17 protein-coding genes, 1 tRNA gene and 1 pseudogene are annotated in these 17,977 nt (G+C 54.0%); 13 read left to right on the top strand and 6 right to left on the bottom strand.

Translation table 11 applies throughout. The features are described from left to right. Positions 1–35: 35 nt before the first annotated feature. The 8 genes from AC52W5_RS10150 to AC52W5_RS10115 all read left to right on the top strand — a co-directional run bounded on the left by AC52W5_RS10150 (position 36) and on the right by AC52W5_RS10115 (position 8,941). The gene (locus tag AC52W5_RS10150) at positions 36–407 is read left to right on the top strand and encodes a hypothetical protein (RefSeq protein WP_146162459.1); all 372 of its coding nucleotides are present in this window, start codon (positions 36–38) and stop codon (positions 405–407) included. Between the two features lie 292 nt (positions 408–699). Next, positions 700–2,415 (top strand): multiheme c-type cytochrome, encoded by a 1,716-nt coding sequence (locus AC52W5_RS10145; protein WP_495670914.1) that lies wholly within the window; start codon positions 700–702, stop codon positions 2,413–2,415. A gap of 9 nt (positions 2,416–2,424) precedes the next feature. Continuing rightward, positions 2,425–3,528: a hydroxylamine oxidation protein HaoB gene (gene haoB / locus AC52W5_RS10140; protein WP_495670913.1), complete on the top strand. Its 1,104-nt coding sequence runs from the start codon at positions 2,425–2,427 to the stop codon at positions 3,526–3,528. A 665-nt stretch (positions 3,529–4,193) separates the two neighbouring features. Continuing rightward, positions 4,194–4,901, top strand: coding sequence for a cytochrome c-550 CycA (cycA, locus tag AC52W5_RS10135; protein WP_495670912.1), 708 nt, complete (start codon positions 4,194–4,196; stop codon positions 4,899–4,901). A gap of 1 nt (position 4,902) precedes the next feature. Next, positions 4,903–5,502, top strand: a complete 600-nt coding sequence (locus AC52W5_RS10130; RefSeq protein WP_113068729.1) for a NapC/NirT family cytochrome c — start codon at positions 4,903–4,905, stop codon at positions 5,500–5,502. A 271-nt stretch (positions 5,503–5,773) separates the two neighbouring features. Then, the gene (locus AC52W5_RS10125; RefSeq protein WP_495670911.1) at positions 5,774–6,556 is read left to right on the top strand and encodes a hypothetical protein; all 783 of its coding nucleotides are present in this window, start codon (positions 5,774–5,776) and stop codon (positions 6,554–6,556) included. Positions 6,557–6,787: 231 nt separating this feature from the next. After that, a complete protein-coding gene (locus AC52W5_RS10120; RefSeq protein WP_495670910.1) occupies positions 6,788–8,332 on the top strand; it encodes a DEAD/DEAH box helicase in 1,545 nt (514 codons plus the stop codon). Positions 8,333–8,386: 54 nt separating this feature from the next. Next, positions 8,387–8,941, top strand: coding sequence for a cob(I)yrinic acid a,c-diamide adenosyltransferase (locus AC52W5_RS10115; RefSeq protein ID WP_495670909.1), 555 nt, complete (start codon positions 8,387–8,389; stop codon positions 8,939–8,941). A gap of 20 nt (positions 8,942–8,961) precedes the next feature. Here the strand turns inward: AC52W5_RS10115 and lspA are convergent, their stop codons facing one another. Genes lspA through AC52W5_RS10100 form a run of 3 tightly spaced genes read right to left on the bottom strand, consistent with a single transcriptional unit; the run spans position 8,962 to position 13,338 of the window. Beyond that, the gene (gene lspA / locus AC52W5_RS10110; protein ID WP_495670908.1) at positions 8,962–9,444 is read right to left on the bottom strand and encodes a signal peptidase II; all 483 of its coding nucleotides are present in this window, start codon (positions 9,442–9,444) and stop codon (positions 8,962–8,964) included. A 27-nt stretch (positions 9,445–9,471) separates the two neighbouring features. Further along, complete coding sequence (ileS, locus tag AC52W5_RS10105) at positions 9,472–12,300, bottom strand: isoleucine--tRNA ligase (protein WP_495670907.1); 2,829 nt, start codon at positions 12,298–12,300, stop codon at positions 9,472–9,474. Positions 12,301–12,330: 30 nt separating this feature from the next. Next, positions 12,331–13,338 (bottom strand): bifunctional riboflavin kinase/FAD synthetase, encoded by a 1,008-nt coding sequence (locus AC52W5_RS10100; RefSeq protein ID WP_495670906.1) that lies wholly within the window; start codon positions 13,336–13,338, stop codon positions 12,331–12,333. A gap of 342 nt (positions 13,339–13,680) precedes the next feature. On the opposite strand from AC52W5_RS10100, the gene AC52W5_RS10095 reads away from it, so the two are divergent. Continuing rightward, positions 13,681–13,756: transfer RNA gene (locus tag AC52W5_RS10095), tRNA-Phe, on the top strand. A 79-nt stretch (positions 13,757–13,835) separates the two neighbouring features. On the opposite strand, the pseudogene AC52W5_RS10090 reads toward AC52W5_RS10095, so the two are convergent. From AC52W5_RS10090 to AC52W5_RS10080, 3 genes and pseudogenes are all read right to left on the bottom strand, one after another. After that, positions 13,836–14,570, bottom strand: a pseudogene (locus AC52W5_RS10090) (tyrosine-type recombinase/integrase). Beyond that, positions 14,555–14,986, bottom strand: a complete 432-nt coding sequence (locus tag AC52W5_RS10085; protein WP_495670905.1) for a hypothetical protein — start codon at positions 14,984–14,986, stop codon at positions 14,555–14,557. Before AC52W5_RS10085 ends, AC52W5_RS10090 begins: the two are co-directional and overlap by 16 nt. Before the next feature lie 221 nt (positions 14,987–15,207). Further along, a complete protein-coding gene (locus AC52W5_RS10080; protein ID WP_495670904.1) occupies positions 15,208–15,387 on the bottom strand; it encodes a hypothetical protein in 180 nt (59 codons plus the stop codon). 442 nt (positions 15,388–15,829) lie between these two features. Between AC52W5_RS10080 and AC52W5_RS10075 the strand changes: the two genes are divergently transcribed. The 4 genes from AC52W5_RS10075 (at position 15,830) to AC52W5_RS10060 (ending at position 17,700) form a co-directional block, all read left to right on the top strand. Further along, positions 15,830–16,321 carry a hypothetical protein gene (locus tag AC52W5_RS10075; protein ID WP_495670903.1) on the top strand — a complete coding sequence of 164 codons (492 nt, stop codon included), beginning with the start codon at positions 15,830–15,832 and terminating at the stop codon, positions 16,319–16,321. Next, the gene (locus tag AC52W5_RS10070) at positions 16,318–16,419 is read left to right on the top strand and encodes a helix-turn-helix domain-containing protein (RefSeq protein WP_495670902.1); all 102 of its coding nucleotides are present in this window, start codon (positions 16,318–16,320) and stop codon (positions 16,417–16,419) included. The genes AC52W5_RS10075 and AC52W5_RS10070 overlap by 4 nt, the downstream gene beginning before the upstream one ends. Positions 16,420–16,552: 133 nt before the next feature. After that, positions 16,553–17,629: an HAF repeat-containing protein gene (locus tag AC52W5_RS10065; protein ID WP_495670901.1), complete on the top strand. Its 1,077-nt coding sequence runs from the start codon at positions 16,553–16,555 to the stop codon at positions 17,627–17,629. Beyond that, entirely contained in the window at positions 17,629–17,700 is a 72-nt protein-coding gene (locus AC52W5_RS10060) for a hypothetical protein (RefSeq protein ID WP_074976043.1), read from the top strand. Before AC52W5_RS10065 ends, AC52W5_RS10060 begins: the two co-directional genes overlap by 1 nt. Positions 17,701–17,977 lie beyond the last annotated feature (277 nt).

Raw genomic sequence — 17,977 nt, 5'->3', positions numbered from 1 at the left:
TTTTAATGGCGACGAACGAACGTGGAGGCTTGGATATGTCAATCTGGATGACAGCGTTAAAAATCATTCCCTGGGGGAATGTGGTGGAATCCGCACCGCATATCGTAAAGGCGGCCAAGCACCTTTTTTCTGCCACAAAGAAGGAGACAGCCGATTTCTCGGCAGATTGGCAGACAGGAGATTCCTCGGGCAGCCTGGACAAACGTGTTCGTTTCCTGGAGGCGAAACTCATCGAGTTGAGTGATGAGCAGAGGTCTTCCGCCGAATTGATAAAATCGCTTGCTGAGCAGAACGCCCTGATGGTCGAAGCGATCGAGGTTTTTCGGGTTCGTGTGAAAATGCTGCTTACTGTTTGTATCCTGCTGCTGGGAGGACTTGCAGTTGTCATATTCAGGTTCGTGGTCTGATCTCAATTTTCTTGACATGGGATGTGGGTCCGGTTAGGCTACGCGCTGTTTTGGTCTGACCCGGTTACGCGGGTTTTCCAGCGCAGCGGATATGTGCAGGGGAGGCCGTATTCAATATGGATGCGGTAATGCAGATATCCGGGGAACATTGAATAATTTCACGGGATTACAGCATTTCTTGCGTCTTCCGGTTATCCCGATTTTACTCTGCAGCGTCCTTTTGCAAGGACTTGTTCAACGTTCCTGATAAACAACAACATCATTACGGAGTAAAGGAGAGAAGCAGATGTTAATGAAGCCTTGGCTGAGGCTGGTTACGCTTGCGTGTGGGGTGCTGTTTGCGGGCGCCACGTGGGCCAACTTTCCCAGCGTTCCCAAAGAGACGTATAAGGCGCTGAAGCTGGAGCAGTCGGCCTCGCCGAAGGAACTGCATTCGGCGCTGGTGAAGCGTTACAAGGATCCTGCGCAGGGAGCGGGACGCGGCACGCTGGCGAAGTACTGGGAGCCGATCCCGATGAGCATGTACTTTGACCCTGCCTCGTATTACAAGCCGCCTACCTCGATGAAGGAAGTAGCGGCGCGCGAGGAATGCGTCAAATGCCACACGGACGAATCGCCGGTATGGGTGAGTGCCTGGAAGAGGAGCACGCACGCGAACCTGGACAAGGTCCGGAACCTGAAGCCTGAAGACCCGACGTACTACAAGAAGGCGAAGCTTGAAGATGTGGAGAAGAATCTTCGCTCGATGGGCAAGCTTGGAGCCAACGACAAGCTCAAGGAAGTAGGGTGTATCGACTGCCACGTCGACATCAACAAGAAAGACAAGGCAGACCACATGAAGGATTTGCGCATGCCGACGGCGGACGTGTGCGGCACCTGCCACCTTCAGGAATTTGCCGAACGCGAATCCGAGCGCGACACTCTGGTATGGCCGAACAAGCAATGGCCGCAGGGACGCCCCTCGCACGCACTGGACTGGAAGGCCAACGTTGAAGTAGCCGTATTTGCCTCCATGCCGCAGCGCGAGATTGCCGAAGGCTGCAGCATGTGCCACACCAACCAGAACAAATGCGACTCCTGCCACACGCGGCACGAATTCTCTGCTGCCGAATCGCGTCATCCTGAAGCCTGCGCCACCTGCCACAGCGGAGTAGACCACAACAACTGGGAAGCCTACTCCATGAGCAAGCACGGCAAGACGGTAGCGATCATGGGCGACAAATGGAACTGGAACGCACCCCTGAAGGACGCCTACACCAAGGGCGGGCAGACAGCGCCCACCTGTGCCGGCTGCCACTTCGAATATGAAGGCAAGTACAGCCACAACGTCGTGAGGAAGATTCGCTGGGCCAACTACCCTGCGGTACCGGGCATTGCCGAGAACATCAACAGCGAATGGTCGGAAGCGCGGCTGGACTCCTGGGTCAAGACCTGCACCTCCTGCCACTCCGAGCGTTTTGCCCGCTCCTACCTTGAATTCATGGACAAGGGCACGCTGCACGGCCTGGCCAAGTACAAGGAAGCGCACGCCGTGGCCGAGAAGCTCTACAAGGAAGGTCTGCTGACGGGTCAGAAGACCAATCGTCCGACCCCGCTGCCGCCTGACAAGGAAATGTTCGCAGGCTTCACCCAGCTCTACTGGAGCAAGGACAACAACCCTGCTGCGATCGAGCTCAAGGTGCTGGAAATGGGAGAGAACAACCTTCCCAAACTGCACGTAGGACTGGCGCACGTCAACCCGGGTGGCTGGACCTATACCGAAGGCTGGGGCCCGATGAACCGCGACTACGTCGAAGTCATGGACGAGAACACCAAGATCCGTGAAATGGCGGCGTTGCAGGCGAAAGTAGCCAAGCTCGATGCCAAGCGCAAGGCAAGCCTGTTCGACCTTGACAGCAGCGAGAAGCTCTCGCTTGGCGGTCTGGGTGGCGGCATGCTGCTGGCTGGCACGCTTGCCCTGGCAGGCTGGCGCCGGCGCGAGAAGAACGAGGGCGTCCGCAAGGACTGATATCCTGTTTTGACCGCAAGTACCTCTAGCCGCGCCATTCTGGCGCGGCCTGGCTCCAAACTCCTCCCCTCACTGGGTATTCTCCTGGTGGCGGGAGGAATTCTTTTGCTCCTGTGGTTTGCCTGGGCGTGGTTCAACCCCGGGCCTGCCCCCTACCGCTACCAGCTGGCGGAAGAAGGCAGCGCAGACAAATTCCCGCAACTTGGACTGGGCAAGTGGCCGGACCTTTCCATTGCCCGGTATGAAGTCTTTACCGAAGACATTCCCCAGCCGCTGGCAGTACTGCATGCGGCAAGGCAGGGCAATGGCGCCCCGGTGAGGCTCGACTGGGAAAACCGCACGAGTGAGCTGCTGCTCACTCCCGATCTCAAACTCAATGAACTGGCCACCCTGGCTGCCGCCATCGACAAGTACGCCGACAAGGATGCGCTGGTACTTGGCTGGTGGGACACCTCGCGCCAGCTGAAGCTTCTCTCGAAGCGCGACACCCTGTTTAGCGGGCAGTTCTCCGACTACCTGGTCATCCCCACTCCGTGGCAGAAGCAGGCTGACGCCATCCGCAAATACGAAGACGACTTCTGGGGCGGCAAGGCAGGACGGGAAGAAGAGCAGAGATTCGAGCGCTTTGCCGATGCCCTGATGGCCGAACCTGAAGCGGGGGCTGCCATCCTGCGCGAACTGGCAGGCGATCGCGAAGCCTATCTCGCCATTCATGTCACCGACCTGTACAAGCTTGGCATCATGCGTCCGGGCCGGTTCGACGTTGCCTATCGCAACTTCCCGATGGAAGGCAACATGCATGGCATGGTCGACTATCTCAAGCGATGGGTGCTGGACAACAACTACAAGACCTACACCCTGCAATCCGTGTCGGACAGGCTGGTACGCGGCTACTTCCTCAAGGATGACAAAAGCGACCGGACGCTGATTGCGCAGATGCTGCCCTTCACCGAATCGATGCCGCTTGACCTGGCTGCGGTGCAACTCATCTACCAGACCGGAGGCTACTGGGTGTACAGGATACCGGGCGGCAAGGAGCCTGCATCTGTCGGCGCAACCCCGGAGGATGCCGCGTCCTTTCCAGCGCCCACCCTGCCTCCAGCCTCCGAGTAAATCCGATATCCGCAGTTGACTGACAGACGGTAGCAGAGGTTAATGACCACCCACTTCTGCCGACAGCCGCATCGGCAGTCACCCCACTGCATCCCATCATCAAAACGTAGCAGGGTAGCCAGGCAGCCCGGGCAAAGCCTGGGAATGCCTTCATTCGTCTGGCGGAGCCAGACCTGCTACTATAATCTCGTCATTCCGGGCTCGACTGGAATCCAGCAAACCGGAATCCAGCCCAAACCAGTAGCTATAAACTGCAAAGCGACCGTGCATGGGGAAAAAAGCGCTCCGGTTGCTGATACATCACTTTACTCAGTACACCTACATTAAAGCACGGTCGCGGCGCCCCTCCGCTGCCCGACCCCGCTACGCGGGTCCCCGTGCCGCGCTCCGTGCGCCACCGGTACCAGTGGTACCAGAAAGAGTGATAGTACTGGTGCTACCCCTCCATATAAACCGGAGATACAGTACGGGTACAACAAAAGGTGTGTCCTGAAGTTGCGATCATTGCGCTATCATTACAATGACAGGAAAGACAGACAAAAGAACAAGAACAGGAATAACAAAATACGGATCAGTTGTAGTCGCATGAAGCTGGAAGAGATACAAGAATCCAGGGATATAACGGAAACAACGGATATACTTGCCGAAAGAAAAAAGGAGGAAGGATGAACCATCGCATGACACTCGCCCTGGCCGCGGCAGCGCTGTTTGCGGTCATGGCCGGCAGCGCGTCTGCCCAATCGTTTGAAGGCCGCAAGAAATGCAGTTCCTGTCACAAGAGCCAGGCCGAATCCTGGGGCAGCACGGCGCACGCCAAGGCCATGGACTCGTTGAAGCCCAACAACAAGGCCGAAGCCAAGAAGAAGGCCAAGCTCGATCCTGCCAAGGACTACACCCAGGACAAGGACTGTGTCGGCTGTCATGTGGATGGCTGGGGCAAGGAAGGCGGCTACACGGTTGACGACCCGAGCAAGTTCCTGACCGGGGTAGGGTGCGAATCCTGCCATGGGCCCGGCTCCAAGTATCGTGGCATCCACCGCAAATCCGGTGCCGCTTATGAAAAATCGAAGAAGACCACCTCCCGCCAGGTGCTGGCCGATGCCGGGCAGGACTTCAGCTTCGAGGAAAGCTGCAATGCCTGCCACATGAACTACAAGGGCAGCCCGTGGAAGGGTGCCAAGGAACCCTACACCCCCTTCACCCCGGACGTGGACAAGAAATACACCTTCAACTTTGACAAGTACGTCAAGGACACCAAGGCCATGCACGAACACTACAAGCTCGATGGGGTCTTCACTGGCGATCCGAAGTTCAAGTACCACGATGACTTCCAGTCCAGCGCCAAGGTAGGCGAGAAAGGTTCGGACGACTGACATGGCGATGAAGACAGGTAGTGCCCTTTTGGTCGGCACACTCTTGGGGGTGGTGATGGTGGCGGTGGTATTGGGCGGCGAAGCGGCCGTCTCCACCACCGAATTCTGCACCAGTTGCCATTCCATGACTTATCCTGCGGAGGAGTTGAAGGAATCCTCGCACTATGGCGCCCTGGGCGCCAACCCCGGCTGCAAGGATTGCCACATCCCGCAGGGATTGCAGAACTTCCATCTGGCGGTGGCGACCCATGTGGTGGATGGGGCGCGCGAGCTCTATCTTGAGATGGTCAACGACTACTCCACGCTGGAGAAATTCAACGAGCGTCGATTGATCATGGCGCACGATGCGCGCATGAATCTCAAGAAGTGGGACAGCCGCACCTGCCGCGCCTGCCACAGGAATCCGCAGCCTCCTGGAGCGGATGCGAAGGCTGCGCACAAGAAGATGGAGACGGAAGGGGCCACCTGTATCGACTGTCACCAGAACCTGGTGCACAAGGAGGTTGCAGAAACCGACCTGAACGAGAGCATCAAGCAGGGCAAGATGGTGCTCAAGCCCGAAAAGAAGGATGACGACGAGGAAGAGGAAGACGAGGAGTAATAATCAGCCGATTCCCTGGCGGTTGTTACCCTTATTCCTTCGAGACGCCTGACAACAATACGAGTAATTTTCCTGCCCAACCGCTGTTTCCGGTGATAACCGGAACAGCGGTTTTATTTCATGGAGGCGTTGATTTCGTATGCCTGCCTATCTCCGCGCAGAAACGCCAAAAAGAAATCCCGGATGTATGGTATGGTTCACACTTTATAGTTACTTCCGGTTAATTACCCTACGGACTCCCGATAGCTGTCCCCAACACTAGATCCAGGAAATGCTACGCAACTTTCCCAAACCAGATACTCCATATGCACATAGAATGCGCGATTACTTTATCGCCGCACTCACTTTTCTTTGTGTAGCGCTCAGCCTGAATCTGGATGCAACTGGCAGCCTCTCGCAGCAAAACTTCATGGGATTGATCGCATGGACATTTCTGTTCGGACTGTTGATTGGGGAAAATAAAGAAGTGCGGATGCAAGTGATCATTGCGGTAGCTTTCGCTACTGCGGGTGAGCATTTTGCTTCCATTTATATGCAGGGCTACACCTATCGTTTTGGAAATGTGCCCGCTTACGTGCCTCCCGGGCATGGCATGGTTTATCTTACCGCAGTTGCCCTGGCCCGCTCCGGCCTCTTCCTGAAGTATTCCCGAAGAATAGCGGCTTTCGTGGTCCTGGCTTGCGGTATCTGGTCGCTCTGGGGGGTCAGCGGATATCCTGAGCAGGGAGATCAGGTAGGGGCGCTGTTATTTTGCGTGTTTCTCATATATCTGTTCAAAGGCCGCTCCCCAATGGTTTATCTGGCAGCCTTTTTTATTACCACCTGGCTGGAGTTGATCGGCACCGCAGCGGGGACATGGAAGTGGGCTACGATAGAGCCCGTTCTCAACCTATCCCAGGGGAATCCGCCAAGCGGTGTAGCGGCCTGGTATTGCCTCGTCGATGCGGTAGCGATTGGTGGCGCACCGGTATTATTGCGTGTTTTCACGAAAAGCGGCGAATGGGTCAAAGGAACCAAGTCCGAAAGTATCCGCCAGCAAGCAAGAAATGATTAAGAGTGAATGAATTTTATAATTCGCAGATAGTCTAAACTTTGGATTACTGATATACGTTAATACTGTACACCTTAATAAATTCGACTCGTCTCAAACAGACCAATGCTGTTTAACGCTCTACATAGCGTTAGTCTCTTCATCTTCTACAACCATTGTCGTACATCATTTCCTTATCTATAAATCATCCTCCTCCGACCGCATTGACACCCATGCGGATTCGAAGTATTGAATATGTCGTTTACCCAACTTAATTTAACGTCCGAGATTCTGCGCGCCATAGCAGATCAAGGCTATACCGACCCAACTCCGATTCAGGCCCAGGCAATTCCCCGTATCCTCGAAGGCAGGGATATCATGGGTGCAGCACAGACCGGTACCGGCAAGACCGCGGGTTTTACATTGCCGATGTTAAATCTCCTGCAACCCGGCGCTAACACCAGCGCCTCTCCCGCCCGGCACCCTATCCGTACACTGATTCTCGTCCCCACGCGCGAACTCGCTATTCAGGTACATGAGAGCGTAAAAACCTATGGCAAATATCTTCCACTGAGATACGCCGCAGTTTACGGCGGAGTGGATATGGAACCGCAAGCTCGTGAATTGCGGGCGGGAGTCGAAATTCTGGTGGCAACGCCAGGACGCCTGCTGGATCATATTCAGCAGAAGGCAATCAACTTATCCAAGGTAGAGATTCTCATACTGGATGAAGCAGACCGGATGCTCGACATGGGTTTTTTGCCGGATATCAAGCGCATTCTTGCATTGCTGCCGCCCAAACGCCAGAGTCTGATGTTTTCGGCCACATTTTCCGACGAGATCAAGAAACTTGCGGGGAAGCTTCTGAGAGAGCCGGTGCTGGTCGAAGTCGCGAAGCGCAACACTATCACTGAATTGATAACTCATGTAGTACATCCTGTGGTTCGCGAGCGCAAGCGTGAATTGTTGGCGCACCTCATCAAATCTCAAGACCTGAAACAGGTTCTGGTATTCGCGCGAACCAAGCATGGAGCGAGCCGACTGGCTCAGCAACTGGAACGGGATCACATCAGTGCAACGGCGATTCATGGGGACAAAACCCAACCGCAGCGTACTGAAGCGCTGACAAAATTCAAACAGGGCGAGGTCCGTGTCCTGGTGGCCACCGATGTTGCTGCCAGAGGATTGGACATCGAAGACCTGCCGCACGTGGTCAATTTCGAATTGCCGACAAATCCCGAGGACTATGTGCACCGCATTGGTCGCACAGGTCGCGCTGGGACGAAGGGAGACGCTGTATCGCTCGTATGCGAGGATGAGGCGGAATTACTCAAGGGTATTGAGAAGTTGCTCAAATTCAAGCTGGAATCGAAAGCAATTCCAGGTTTCGAGCCAGAGACCTTTGCCACCCAAGGGGAAGTTGCCACATCGCCCGGAAGAACTGACCATCGATCGAATCAACCGGTTGAGAAGAAATCTCCCGGATCGCAGTCCCGGAAACTGGAGCAGGCAAATTCCATTATGTCATTCAACGGCGCCAAGGGTAAAACTGCCAGGAGTTCAAAGGAGCCAACGCGTTTTCACCGAAAGAACGGCAAAATGCCGGAGGACCCTCTCTTTACTCAACCCTATACGCCGGGCACATTTTCCGGAGAGCCTTCGGATAGAGCCAGTGCCAAGTCAGAAACATCCCTGCCGGAAAAACGGTTTGACTATTTTGGCCATAAGCAGCAAAAAAAACCCGTTGCCGCGTTATTCATGCCCCCACGCAGTCAAAGCAAGGAGGAGCAGGAAGGGTGAGCCCGGATTGCCCGGTTAATGGAAGTCACCCCGCAAGTTGATCAGACAATCCGTATGGGAAAGCGATTGACCAGGATCTATACGCGGACCGGTGATGACGGAACCACCGGCTTGGGGGACGGTACCCGCTCTTCCAAGCAGAGCTTGCGTATCGAAGCCATGGGCACGTTGGACGAGCTCAACAGTTTCATTGGGCTGTTGCTTGCGGAAACGCTGGATGGCGAAACCAGGATAAAACTGGAAGATATCCAGCATGACCTGTTCGATCTGGGCGGGGATCTTTGCATTCCGGGACGGGTCACTATTAACGCCGGACAGGTCGAGCGCCTGGAGGCGCAACTGGATCATTATAACGAAGCGTTACCGGCGCTCAGGGAATTCATACTTCCCGGTGGCATTCGCGCCGCTTCATTATGCCACGTTGCCCGGGCAGTATGCCGGCGCGCCGAAAGGCGCCTCGTAGAGCTCTACCAGGCAGAAACGTCAGTTCCCGTACATCTACAGTATCTCAACCGGCTGTCGGATTTCCTGTTCGTGTTATGCCGCTTCCTGAACCGGCAGCAAGGTGTGGGAGATGTGATGTGGCAGCCGGGCAAAACGGCTGTCTGAAACATCTTCTTGCGCCGAAATCACCTGCTCTTTGCGGTATCCGCATCCTTTCGCCGAAAACCGTCGATCACCAGCAATACCGCCCCCAGTGAAATCGCTGAATCCGCCATGTTGAAGGCGGGCCAGTGATAGCCCGCTACATGGAAATCCAGAAAGTCGACAACATGACCCAGGGTGGCGCGGTCCCACAAGTTCCCCAAGGCGCCGCCCAGGATCAGACTCAAAGCGATGCAGAAAAATTTGTCTGCCGCATGCCTGTGCAGCAAAAAAACGATTAATACAGAGGCACCTGCGGAAACAATCGTGAAAAACCAGCGCTGCCATCCTCCCGCATCACTCAAGAAACTGAACGCTGCTCCCGCGTTGTATGCCAGCACCAGATTGAAAAAACCGGTCAGCGGCACATGTTCGCCATAATCCAATACGCCCTCTATCCAGCGCTTCGTGACGAAATCGAGCACCCCTACAATCAGCGCAATAACCAGGCTTACCCAAAGCTTCATATAAGCCTGTCCCCACAAGCAACTTGTTCAAGCATATCGTCTAACCTCGCCCGCCCCATACAGGTTGGATACGCACCGTCTGCAAATGGTCGGATATTCTTCGTCCGCACCTACATCCTCCCGATAATGCCAGCACCGTTCGCATTTCGGGTGAGCGCTGGGCGTTACGGCAACGCCTTCCTCTTCCAGTTTGTCAGTGTGAACAACCTGCGCCGCCGAGGTGATCATGACAAGCCGGAGATCATCGCCTAGCGACTCCAGCAGTGAAAAGTCGTCTCCAGCAACTCGAATCTGCACCTCGGCTGCAAGCGAAGAACCGATCTTCCCCGAGGCGCGAGACTCCTCCAGGGCTTTTTGAACCTGTGAGCGTAGCTCCCGTATCCTGCTCCAGCGCGCCATGAGCGCTTCCTCATCCGGCTGCGGCGGAAGCTTGTGCCACGTATGCAGCAAAACGCTGTCCCCCGAATCGCCGTGGAGATATTGCCATACCTCTTCGCAGGTAAAGCTGAGGATAGGTGCAAACAAGCGTACCAGGCTATGCGCAATATGATACAGCGCACTTTGCGCGGAGCGACGCGGAAGACCGCTGGCCCCGGCTGTATACAGCCGGTCCTTGAGGACGTCGAGGTAGAAACCGCCGAGGTCCTCCGAACAGAAATTATGCAAGCGATGCACAATCAAATGAAAGTCAAAGTTGCGGTAGTCTTCCACTACTTCATCCTGAAGCCTTCTCGTGAAGGCCAGTATGTAGCGGTCTATTTCCAGCCATTGCCCGATGGGTACGGTATCGGTTGATGAATCAAAATCTGCAAGATTGGCAAGCAGAAAACGCAGCGTATTGCGTATCCGTCTATAACTCTCCACCACCCGCTTCAGGATTTCATCCGATATCGACAGTTCTCCCGAATAATCCGTAGATCCCACCCATAAACGAAGGATGTCCGCCCCCGACGTATCCATCACCTTCTGTGGCGCAATCACATTCCCTTTGGACTTGCTCATCTTATGGCCGTGGCCGTCCACCACGAAGCCGTGCGTGAGCAGGGCATCGTAAGGGGCGCGGCCGTCAATCGCGCAACCGGTGAGCAGGGAAGACTGGAACCAGCCGCGGTGCTGGTCCGATCCCTCCAGGTAAAGGTCGGCTGGAAACTTAAGCTGTGGGTCTGGCTTTAAAACCGTATCGTGCGTCGTCCCCGAATCGAACCACACATCCAGTGTGTCCGTAAGCTTCTTGTAATTAGCTGCTTCCTCTCCCAGAAGTTCCGTCGCATCCAAGCGAAACCATGCTTCAATCCCTTCCTGCTCCACCCGTTGAGCAACCTGCTCCAGCAGTTCGCTCGTGCGCGGATGCAGTTCATGGGTTTCCTTGTTGACAAAAAGCGCCATCGGCACGCCCCAGTTGCGTTGGCGAGAAATGCACCAGTCCGGTCGGTTGTTCACCATTGCCTCCAGGCGGGCCCTTCCCCAGGACGGATAGAAGGCGGTTGCCTCCACTGCGGCTGTCGCCGATTCGCGCAGCGATTGTGCCACCCCCTGATTCATACCCGAGACTTCCTTATCCATGGATATAAACCACTGCGGTGTCGCGCGGAAGATGATCGGTGTTCGATGCCGCCAGCAGTGCGGGTAGCTGTGCTGAAGCTTCTCGTTTTTTAGTAAAAGGCCATTTTTTTCCAATTCCTGTATTACCACCTCATTCGCTTTCCATACGGAAAGTCCGCCGACGAGTGGTATAGAATCGAAGAAGCGCCCGTCATCCCCTACCGGATTCTCCACCGGCAAGCCGTACTTCTGCCCCACCACATAATCGTCCACTCCGTGTGCAGGAGCGGTATGCACCGCGCCCGTTCCCGCGTCCATGGTGACATGTTCTCCCAGAATGATGGGCACCTGCCGCGGGTAAAACGGGTGCTGCAGCAGCACATGCTCCAATGCATCGCCAGTGCATTTGCCCGCAATGCTCGCATCGGCTTTTGCGATTCCGTAGCGCAGCAAAGTGCCGTCAACAAGGGCATCTGCCAGAAGTAAGAACTCACTTCCGGTGTCGATTGCAACGTATTCTTCACTGGGATTCAAACTCACCGCCTGGTTGGCCGGCAATGTCCAGGGGGTGGTCGTCCAGATGACGACATAAATCGGCTTATCATCCTGGGTAATCGTATGCAGCAAACCTTCCGACGGCTTCAAGACCTTTTGCCAGAATGCAGCCGGATCAGCCACCTTGAATTTCACGTCTATCGCAGGTGAGGTCTTATCCTCATATTCGACTTCCGCTTCCGCCAATGCCGAGCCGCAATCGATACACCAGTTGACCGGTTTCTGACCCTGGTAGAGATAACCGCTTTCATAGATTTTGCCCAGTGCGCGGATAATGCCGGCCTCCGTGCGGTAATTCATGGTGAGATAAGGGTTATCCCAATCACCCAGGACACCGAGGCGGATGAAATCCGCTTTCTGCCGCGCAACCTGCTCCTTCGCAAAAGCGCGGCATAGCTCGCGCACCTTATCCCCCGGCAAACTCTTGCCATACTTCTTTTCGATCTGGTGCTCGATCGGCAGGCCATGGCAATCCCAGCCCGGCACATAGGGCGCATCGAAGCCTGCCAAGGTCTTCGACTTGATGATGATGTCTTTCAGTATCTTGTTGACTGCATGTCCTATGTGTATATCCCCATTGGCATACGGTGGCCCATCGTGCAGCACGAACCTAGGGCGGCCCTTGCAGGCTTCCCGGATTCTCTGATAAAGATTCTTTTCTTCCCATGCCTTAAGCATCACAGGCTCTCGCTTCGCGAGATCGCCCCGCATCGGGAAAGGCGTATCGGGCAGGTTCAGCGTTTTTTTATAGTCGGTCATGAAATATCGAGAAAGTAGCGAATGGCAGCCTTATCTTTGCACAAGCTTCTTTTCAGAAAGAGCGGGAGCGCTGGATAACGAGGAAAAGTACTTCTTTGTATTGTCCACATCCCGGCCAATCTGGCTGGTCAGAGCCTTGAGGTCGGAATATTTTTCCTCGTCACGCAGCTTATGAAGAAAATGTACCCGTAAATGGCGGCCATAAATATCCTGGTCGAAATCAAACAAGTGAACCTCCAGCACCGGCTTGCCATGCTCATGCACAGTGGGGCGCACACCCAGGCTTGCAACGCCTCGCAGTGTATCCAATGAAGGCACTTCCAATGACGGGGGCCTCTCGTTCCCCGGCGCTTCCATCTCCACTTCAACGGCAAAGATTCCCGACAGGGGCGGCCGGTTATGCTTGAGCTGGATATTCGCGGTGGGAAACCCGATCTTCTTGCCCAGCTTGTCGCCATCCACCACGCGCCCGCTGATGCTGTAGAAACGGCCCAGCAGGCATTTGACCAGCTCGAGTTCGCCCGCCGCCAATGCCTCGCGAACGGCCGTGCTTGAAACGCGCAGGCCGTTTACGGTAAAGCCTGGCATCTCCTCCACCTCGAAACCACACTCTGCCGAAAATGCCTTGAGCATGTCATAGTCGCCGGCACGGCGGGCACCGAAGCGAAAGTCGTCTCCCACCAGAACCCAGCGCGCAGCCAACCCATGCTGAAGGATGCGGACAATAAAATCTTCTGCAGGTATCCTGGCAAAATCGAAATCGAAGCGGCAAACATGCACCCGCTCCACCCCGACTGCCGCCAGCAATTCCAGCTTCTCCCGCAGGCTGGTGAGCCGCGTAGGCGCCTTATCCGGGGCGAAAAACTCCCGCGGATGGGGCTCGAAAATCATGACACATGATTCGAGACCAAGCCGGTCAGCCGCCTTTTTCAGGCGCGCAAGCATCGCCTGGTGCCCCAGATGCACCCCATCGAAATTGCCAATGGTGAGCGCAACCGGCGTATCAGCCTGAACGGGAATGCCGTGGGAAATGCGCATCTATTGCTGCTAAAATGCTGAATTGTAGCCTGTCTGGACGAGTTTCAGACAGTAGATTTTCAGGCGGTTAATGCCCCGAGGTGCGGGAACAAGAAATTCTACTGTTTCTAAGAGGCGGGATACTCTGCCGTAACCGGCATCCCTGATTGTATTTCCTGTTTGCAAGAGATGGTCAAGAGGTGAAACAGGAACGTAGTTCGGCAAGAAAACCGTATCATTTCTACGGTTGCTTCAGTTTTAAATCTTGCACGGCTGGATTCCAACAGAATTGGCACTATGCTACAATCTCGCCGGTTAAAAACCTGTACCTGAATTGACTGTTACAGGATAATCGTTTTAATAGGCCAAGTAGCTCAGTCGGTAGAGCAGAGGACTGAAAATCCTTGTGTCGGTGGTTCGATTCCGCCCTTGGCCACCATTAATTCGAAAGGTTAGAAGATTTAATATCGGAAAACCTTTTACTTTGTGTAATTCTTGTGTAATTGTGACGAGAATTACTACCTCATCTTCCGATAGCGGTCCTCAAGTTTGTCCATTGCTGTCTTGATATGTTCGCCGTTCTGGTGAGCATAACGTTCAACCATTATTAGGGTTTTGTGCCCTGATATCCTTTTTACAGTAGGCAGGTCCACTCCAGCCTGGACCAAGTGTGTGATAGCGGTATGGCGTAGCGTGTGCCGCACAACTTCGTCAGGATCCATTCCGGCGGCGGAAACTACACGGCGAAACGGTTTGCGAATATCCATCGTTGTGTCCTTCTTTTGCGCTTGGAGAAGGAAATAACCATGGAGTACCTTTCTGCAATCCAGTCATATAACCCTCTAGAAATTCTGCCAGTTGCCGGGTAATAGGCTGCTCACGTGCTCCCCCTTCGCGTTCGGAATGTAAATTGTTCGTTGCTTTAAATTAACGTTCTCGCGCCTAATTTCCAAAATTTCCATTCGACGCATAGAAGTCCCTAAGCCAATAACCATAAAGGGGTATATCTGAGGATTCTGGTCTTGCTTGGCACATTCAATTAGTCGTTTAATCTGCTCACTCGTGAGGTATGTAATTCTGCTTTGTTCCTCCCGGCATCGCTTGATAATAGCTGGCCGCCGATCAATCCATCCCCATTCGACTGCCTTATTACATAAGTGCGAAATCCCAGCCAACTCCCGATTTACTGTACCTGGGCTCGTGGTTTTTAGCTTGGTCGCGTCTTTAGGTTTTTGCTTCACCCCGCCACACATAGCGACTTCAAGAAGCGATGTTTTTTATACCGCTCGATGTCAAAAGAAGTGATTTTTGAAAGTGGGAAGCCTTTAAAAAACGGAACTACATGCAACGACAGGCGCCGCCGCTTCATCAAAAGGTCTTTTCCCCCTTCTTGTTCCAGTTTGGCTAAGTATCTCTCCGCCGCTTCCTCAAACCCAAGAACAATTTTTCGACGTTTTGGCAAATTGAGTTTGCCGGATTTGGCGTCCTGTCGCGCCTTTTCGATAAATTCTTCTGCCTGCGTGCGGGTAGTGCCATCCGATTCACGTCCGATTACACCCGTGCCGAGGTATTTGTAATTAAGGTTGACGGAAAGACAACATTTGACAGGATTGACAGGATTTGGTCGATAGGGTTGTCGAATGTGATTCAGGTTGATCCTGGAACCCATGCTCTGGAGATATCTGCGATTTACGGAAATCTTCACCATCCAACCTTCCCCATAATCAGAGCCCCGTTGAAGCAGGCAAGGTTTATCAGATAGATTTTCAGCTCGGGAGGACCCCAATGGGGGACAGGGGCAAGCTATTCCTTGCGCTACTTTGGGAAATGGGAGGAGTACGAGAATTTTCTTTCCAAACACCCGGAGTATGAACGAGGTACGCCTCTTCCTTAGCTCGGGGTGTTCGGCAGCCGATCGTCGGAATTATCGAGCGATTCCATCGCTGCCTTTAGATACTCGACTGCCAATTCACGGTCAACGCTCAGTTCCGCGATTTCTCGTTCGTGGTGGGAGATCATCTTTGCGGAATTAAGCACAGGATCGGGCTGGTCGGATATTTCTCCATACACTCAAAGCTGCTTGTGCAACGAAGGCCTTCCCTCGTACAAGCATCGCAATCTTGGGCGCAATGAAGAATTTTAGGAGGAGGTTGTTTGGGCGTGCCGGTTGGAGGTGGTGTTGGGGGTCCTATCACACCGGGAATATTCTGGGTTTTAGATTGATGTGCTACAGGTGGATCAGCTGCAGCTATTGACAACATAGCGGAAAGCCCGAAAAAGCTTATCAATTGTGTAGTTTGAATTAACCTTCTTGTTTTCATTTTTCTCCTCTATCCGTTCAGGTGAATAAAAAATCGATTTGGTACCAAAAAGATTAATCCGTCTACGATGATATTCCGTACCAAGTTTTACTATAGTCGACGCCTTTAAAGAATCAACGCGGAATAGAGAACAGAAATGCTCGCCTCGCTGCGCACAAGGCATGGGCCTTCGCCGTACTCGGAAGACCGGCATGGCGCGGGCCATCGCCTTCGATGCCCTTGACCTCGCAAAGAAGATCAAGCCAGATCAAGCTAAGGCTTGGATGAAGGGTCTCGGCGACAACGGCGAGGACGAAGGGAAGGTTCTGCGCCGCCAAATCGAGGAGTTTCTCGAATCCTTGGGAGAGAGAAGTGCCTCTGCTGGGCGTTTGAAGGATGCCTGGAGCCTCTTCCGTCGACCGTTCTATTTGCAAGGGCTGGTCCTGCTCGGCATGGCCAGTTCGATCGCATATGCGATCCAGACCGCTCCTCCTCCCAAGCCCTATGTCCTGGATCCGCGTCTCTTCACGTCGTCCCAGTCCTACACTCCCAGCAATCCTTACGTTCCTCCTCATCCGGCGTATGCTCCCCCTCGTTCGGCGTATGTTCGTCCGGCGACAGCTCCGAACGGAAACCGTGGCCAGCGACTGCCGCCTACGTCGCAGGCTATCCCCACACCCACACGGATGGCTACTCGAAGGTGACGATCGACAACAGCCAGGCTGCAGCCGGAGCAAACCGGACAAAGCTGGCGAAGGAGTTTGGGATAAGTCGGGAGACCCTTTATCAATACATCCGATAGGAAGAAAGATCGCGCTAGTTGGGAGAAATTTCAAAATCAGAACCAAAAACCAGAGATCGGGAGAAGCTCTTTGACAGCATGAACTCCATTATCTACATTAATAAATTACCAACCCGCCTTGCCGGAGAATGCAATGACACTACTCAGCCATTTCTTCAAAGTTCGCCATCTTATCCTGGCCGCAGCCTTAACTACCGGCCTTGGTTTTGTCAATCCTGCAAACGCCGAAATAGTCCTCCTTGTTGATCTTAACAGCAGGAAAGCAATTAGCCTGGGCACTTTGGGCGGGAACTGGAGCAATGCCTCCGGCATCAACGATGCTGGGCAGGTGGCTGGATACTCTCACACGGCTGAAGGTGGTCAGCATGCCTTCATCACCGCTCCTGATGGGGTGGAGATGAGAGACCTGGGCACTTTGAGGGGGGGTGAGAGCTATGCGTACGGCATCAACGATGCCGCACAGGTAGTGGGAGGCTCTGGCACTGTTGGAGGCTATGTCCATGCTTTCATCACTGGTCCGAATGGCATGGGGATGAGAGACCTGGGCACTTTAGGCGGGCACTGGAGCTATGCCTTCGGCATCAACGATGCCAGACAGGTGGCTGGATACTCTCTCACGGCTGATAGTAATCGTCATGCCTTCATCACTGGTCCTGATGGGGTGGGGATGAGAGACCTGGGCACTTTGGGCGGGAGCGGGAGCTATGCCTACGGTATCAACGATGCCGGACAAGTGGTTGGAAACTCTTCCACGGCTGAAGGTAGTCTCCATGCCTTCATCACCGGTCCTGATGGGGTGGGGATGAGAGATCTGGGAACTTTGGGTGGTCACTGGAGCTATGCCTACGGTATCAACGATGCCGGACAAGTGGTTGGAAACTCTTCCACGGCTGAAGGTAGTCTCCATGCCTTCATCACCGGTCCTGATGGGGTGGGGATGAGAGACCTGGGCACTTTATTAGGTGGGAACGGGAGCCAGGCCAACGACATCAACGATATTGGACAGGTAGTGGGATACTCTTACACGGCTGAAGGTTATTACCATGCCTTCATCACCGGTCCTGATGGTGAAGGAATGACGGACCTCAATTCGTTGGTTGACCTCCCTCAAGGGATGGTTCTAGTCCAGGCAATGGATATCAATAACAGGGGTCAAGTTATTGCTATTGCTATTCCTACTACTATCCCGAACCTGAAGCCTATGCCTTAATGCTCGCCGGGTTGGGTTTGATCGGGTTTATAGCGAGACGGAAGAAGATGGAAAATTTAAAACGTTATTGAGCTCTCGTCTCTTGTTCTGCAATATTGCCCTTTTGGGGCGAGTCGGTAGGGAGCAGGCTTTAGGCTTAACCAAACCGTCCGGAGAAATGGGGTAAAACCCGTAAGTAGCATAAAGGCTCCCTTTTGCTACATCTTTACATCCTGCCCTTTCACTTTTTTCAATACTTCCTCTTTCAACGAGATCGCTTTCAATATATCTCGAGTCGTCGCACAGTAGCGCACATACTTTAGGTTGTGGAATGCCCATCCCGGGACGCAATCCGCTACTTGGGCAGTC

The sequence above is a fragment of the Nitrosospira sp. CT genome, from assembly GCF_059489795.1.
This window is presented reverse-complemented; position numbering and strand designations above follow the sequence as displayed.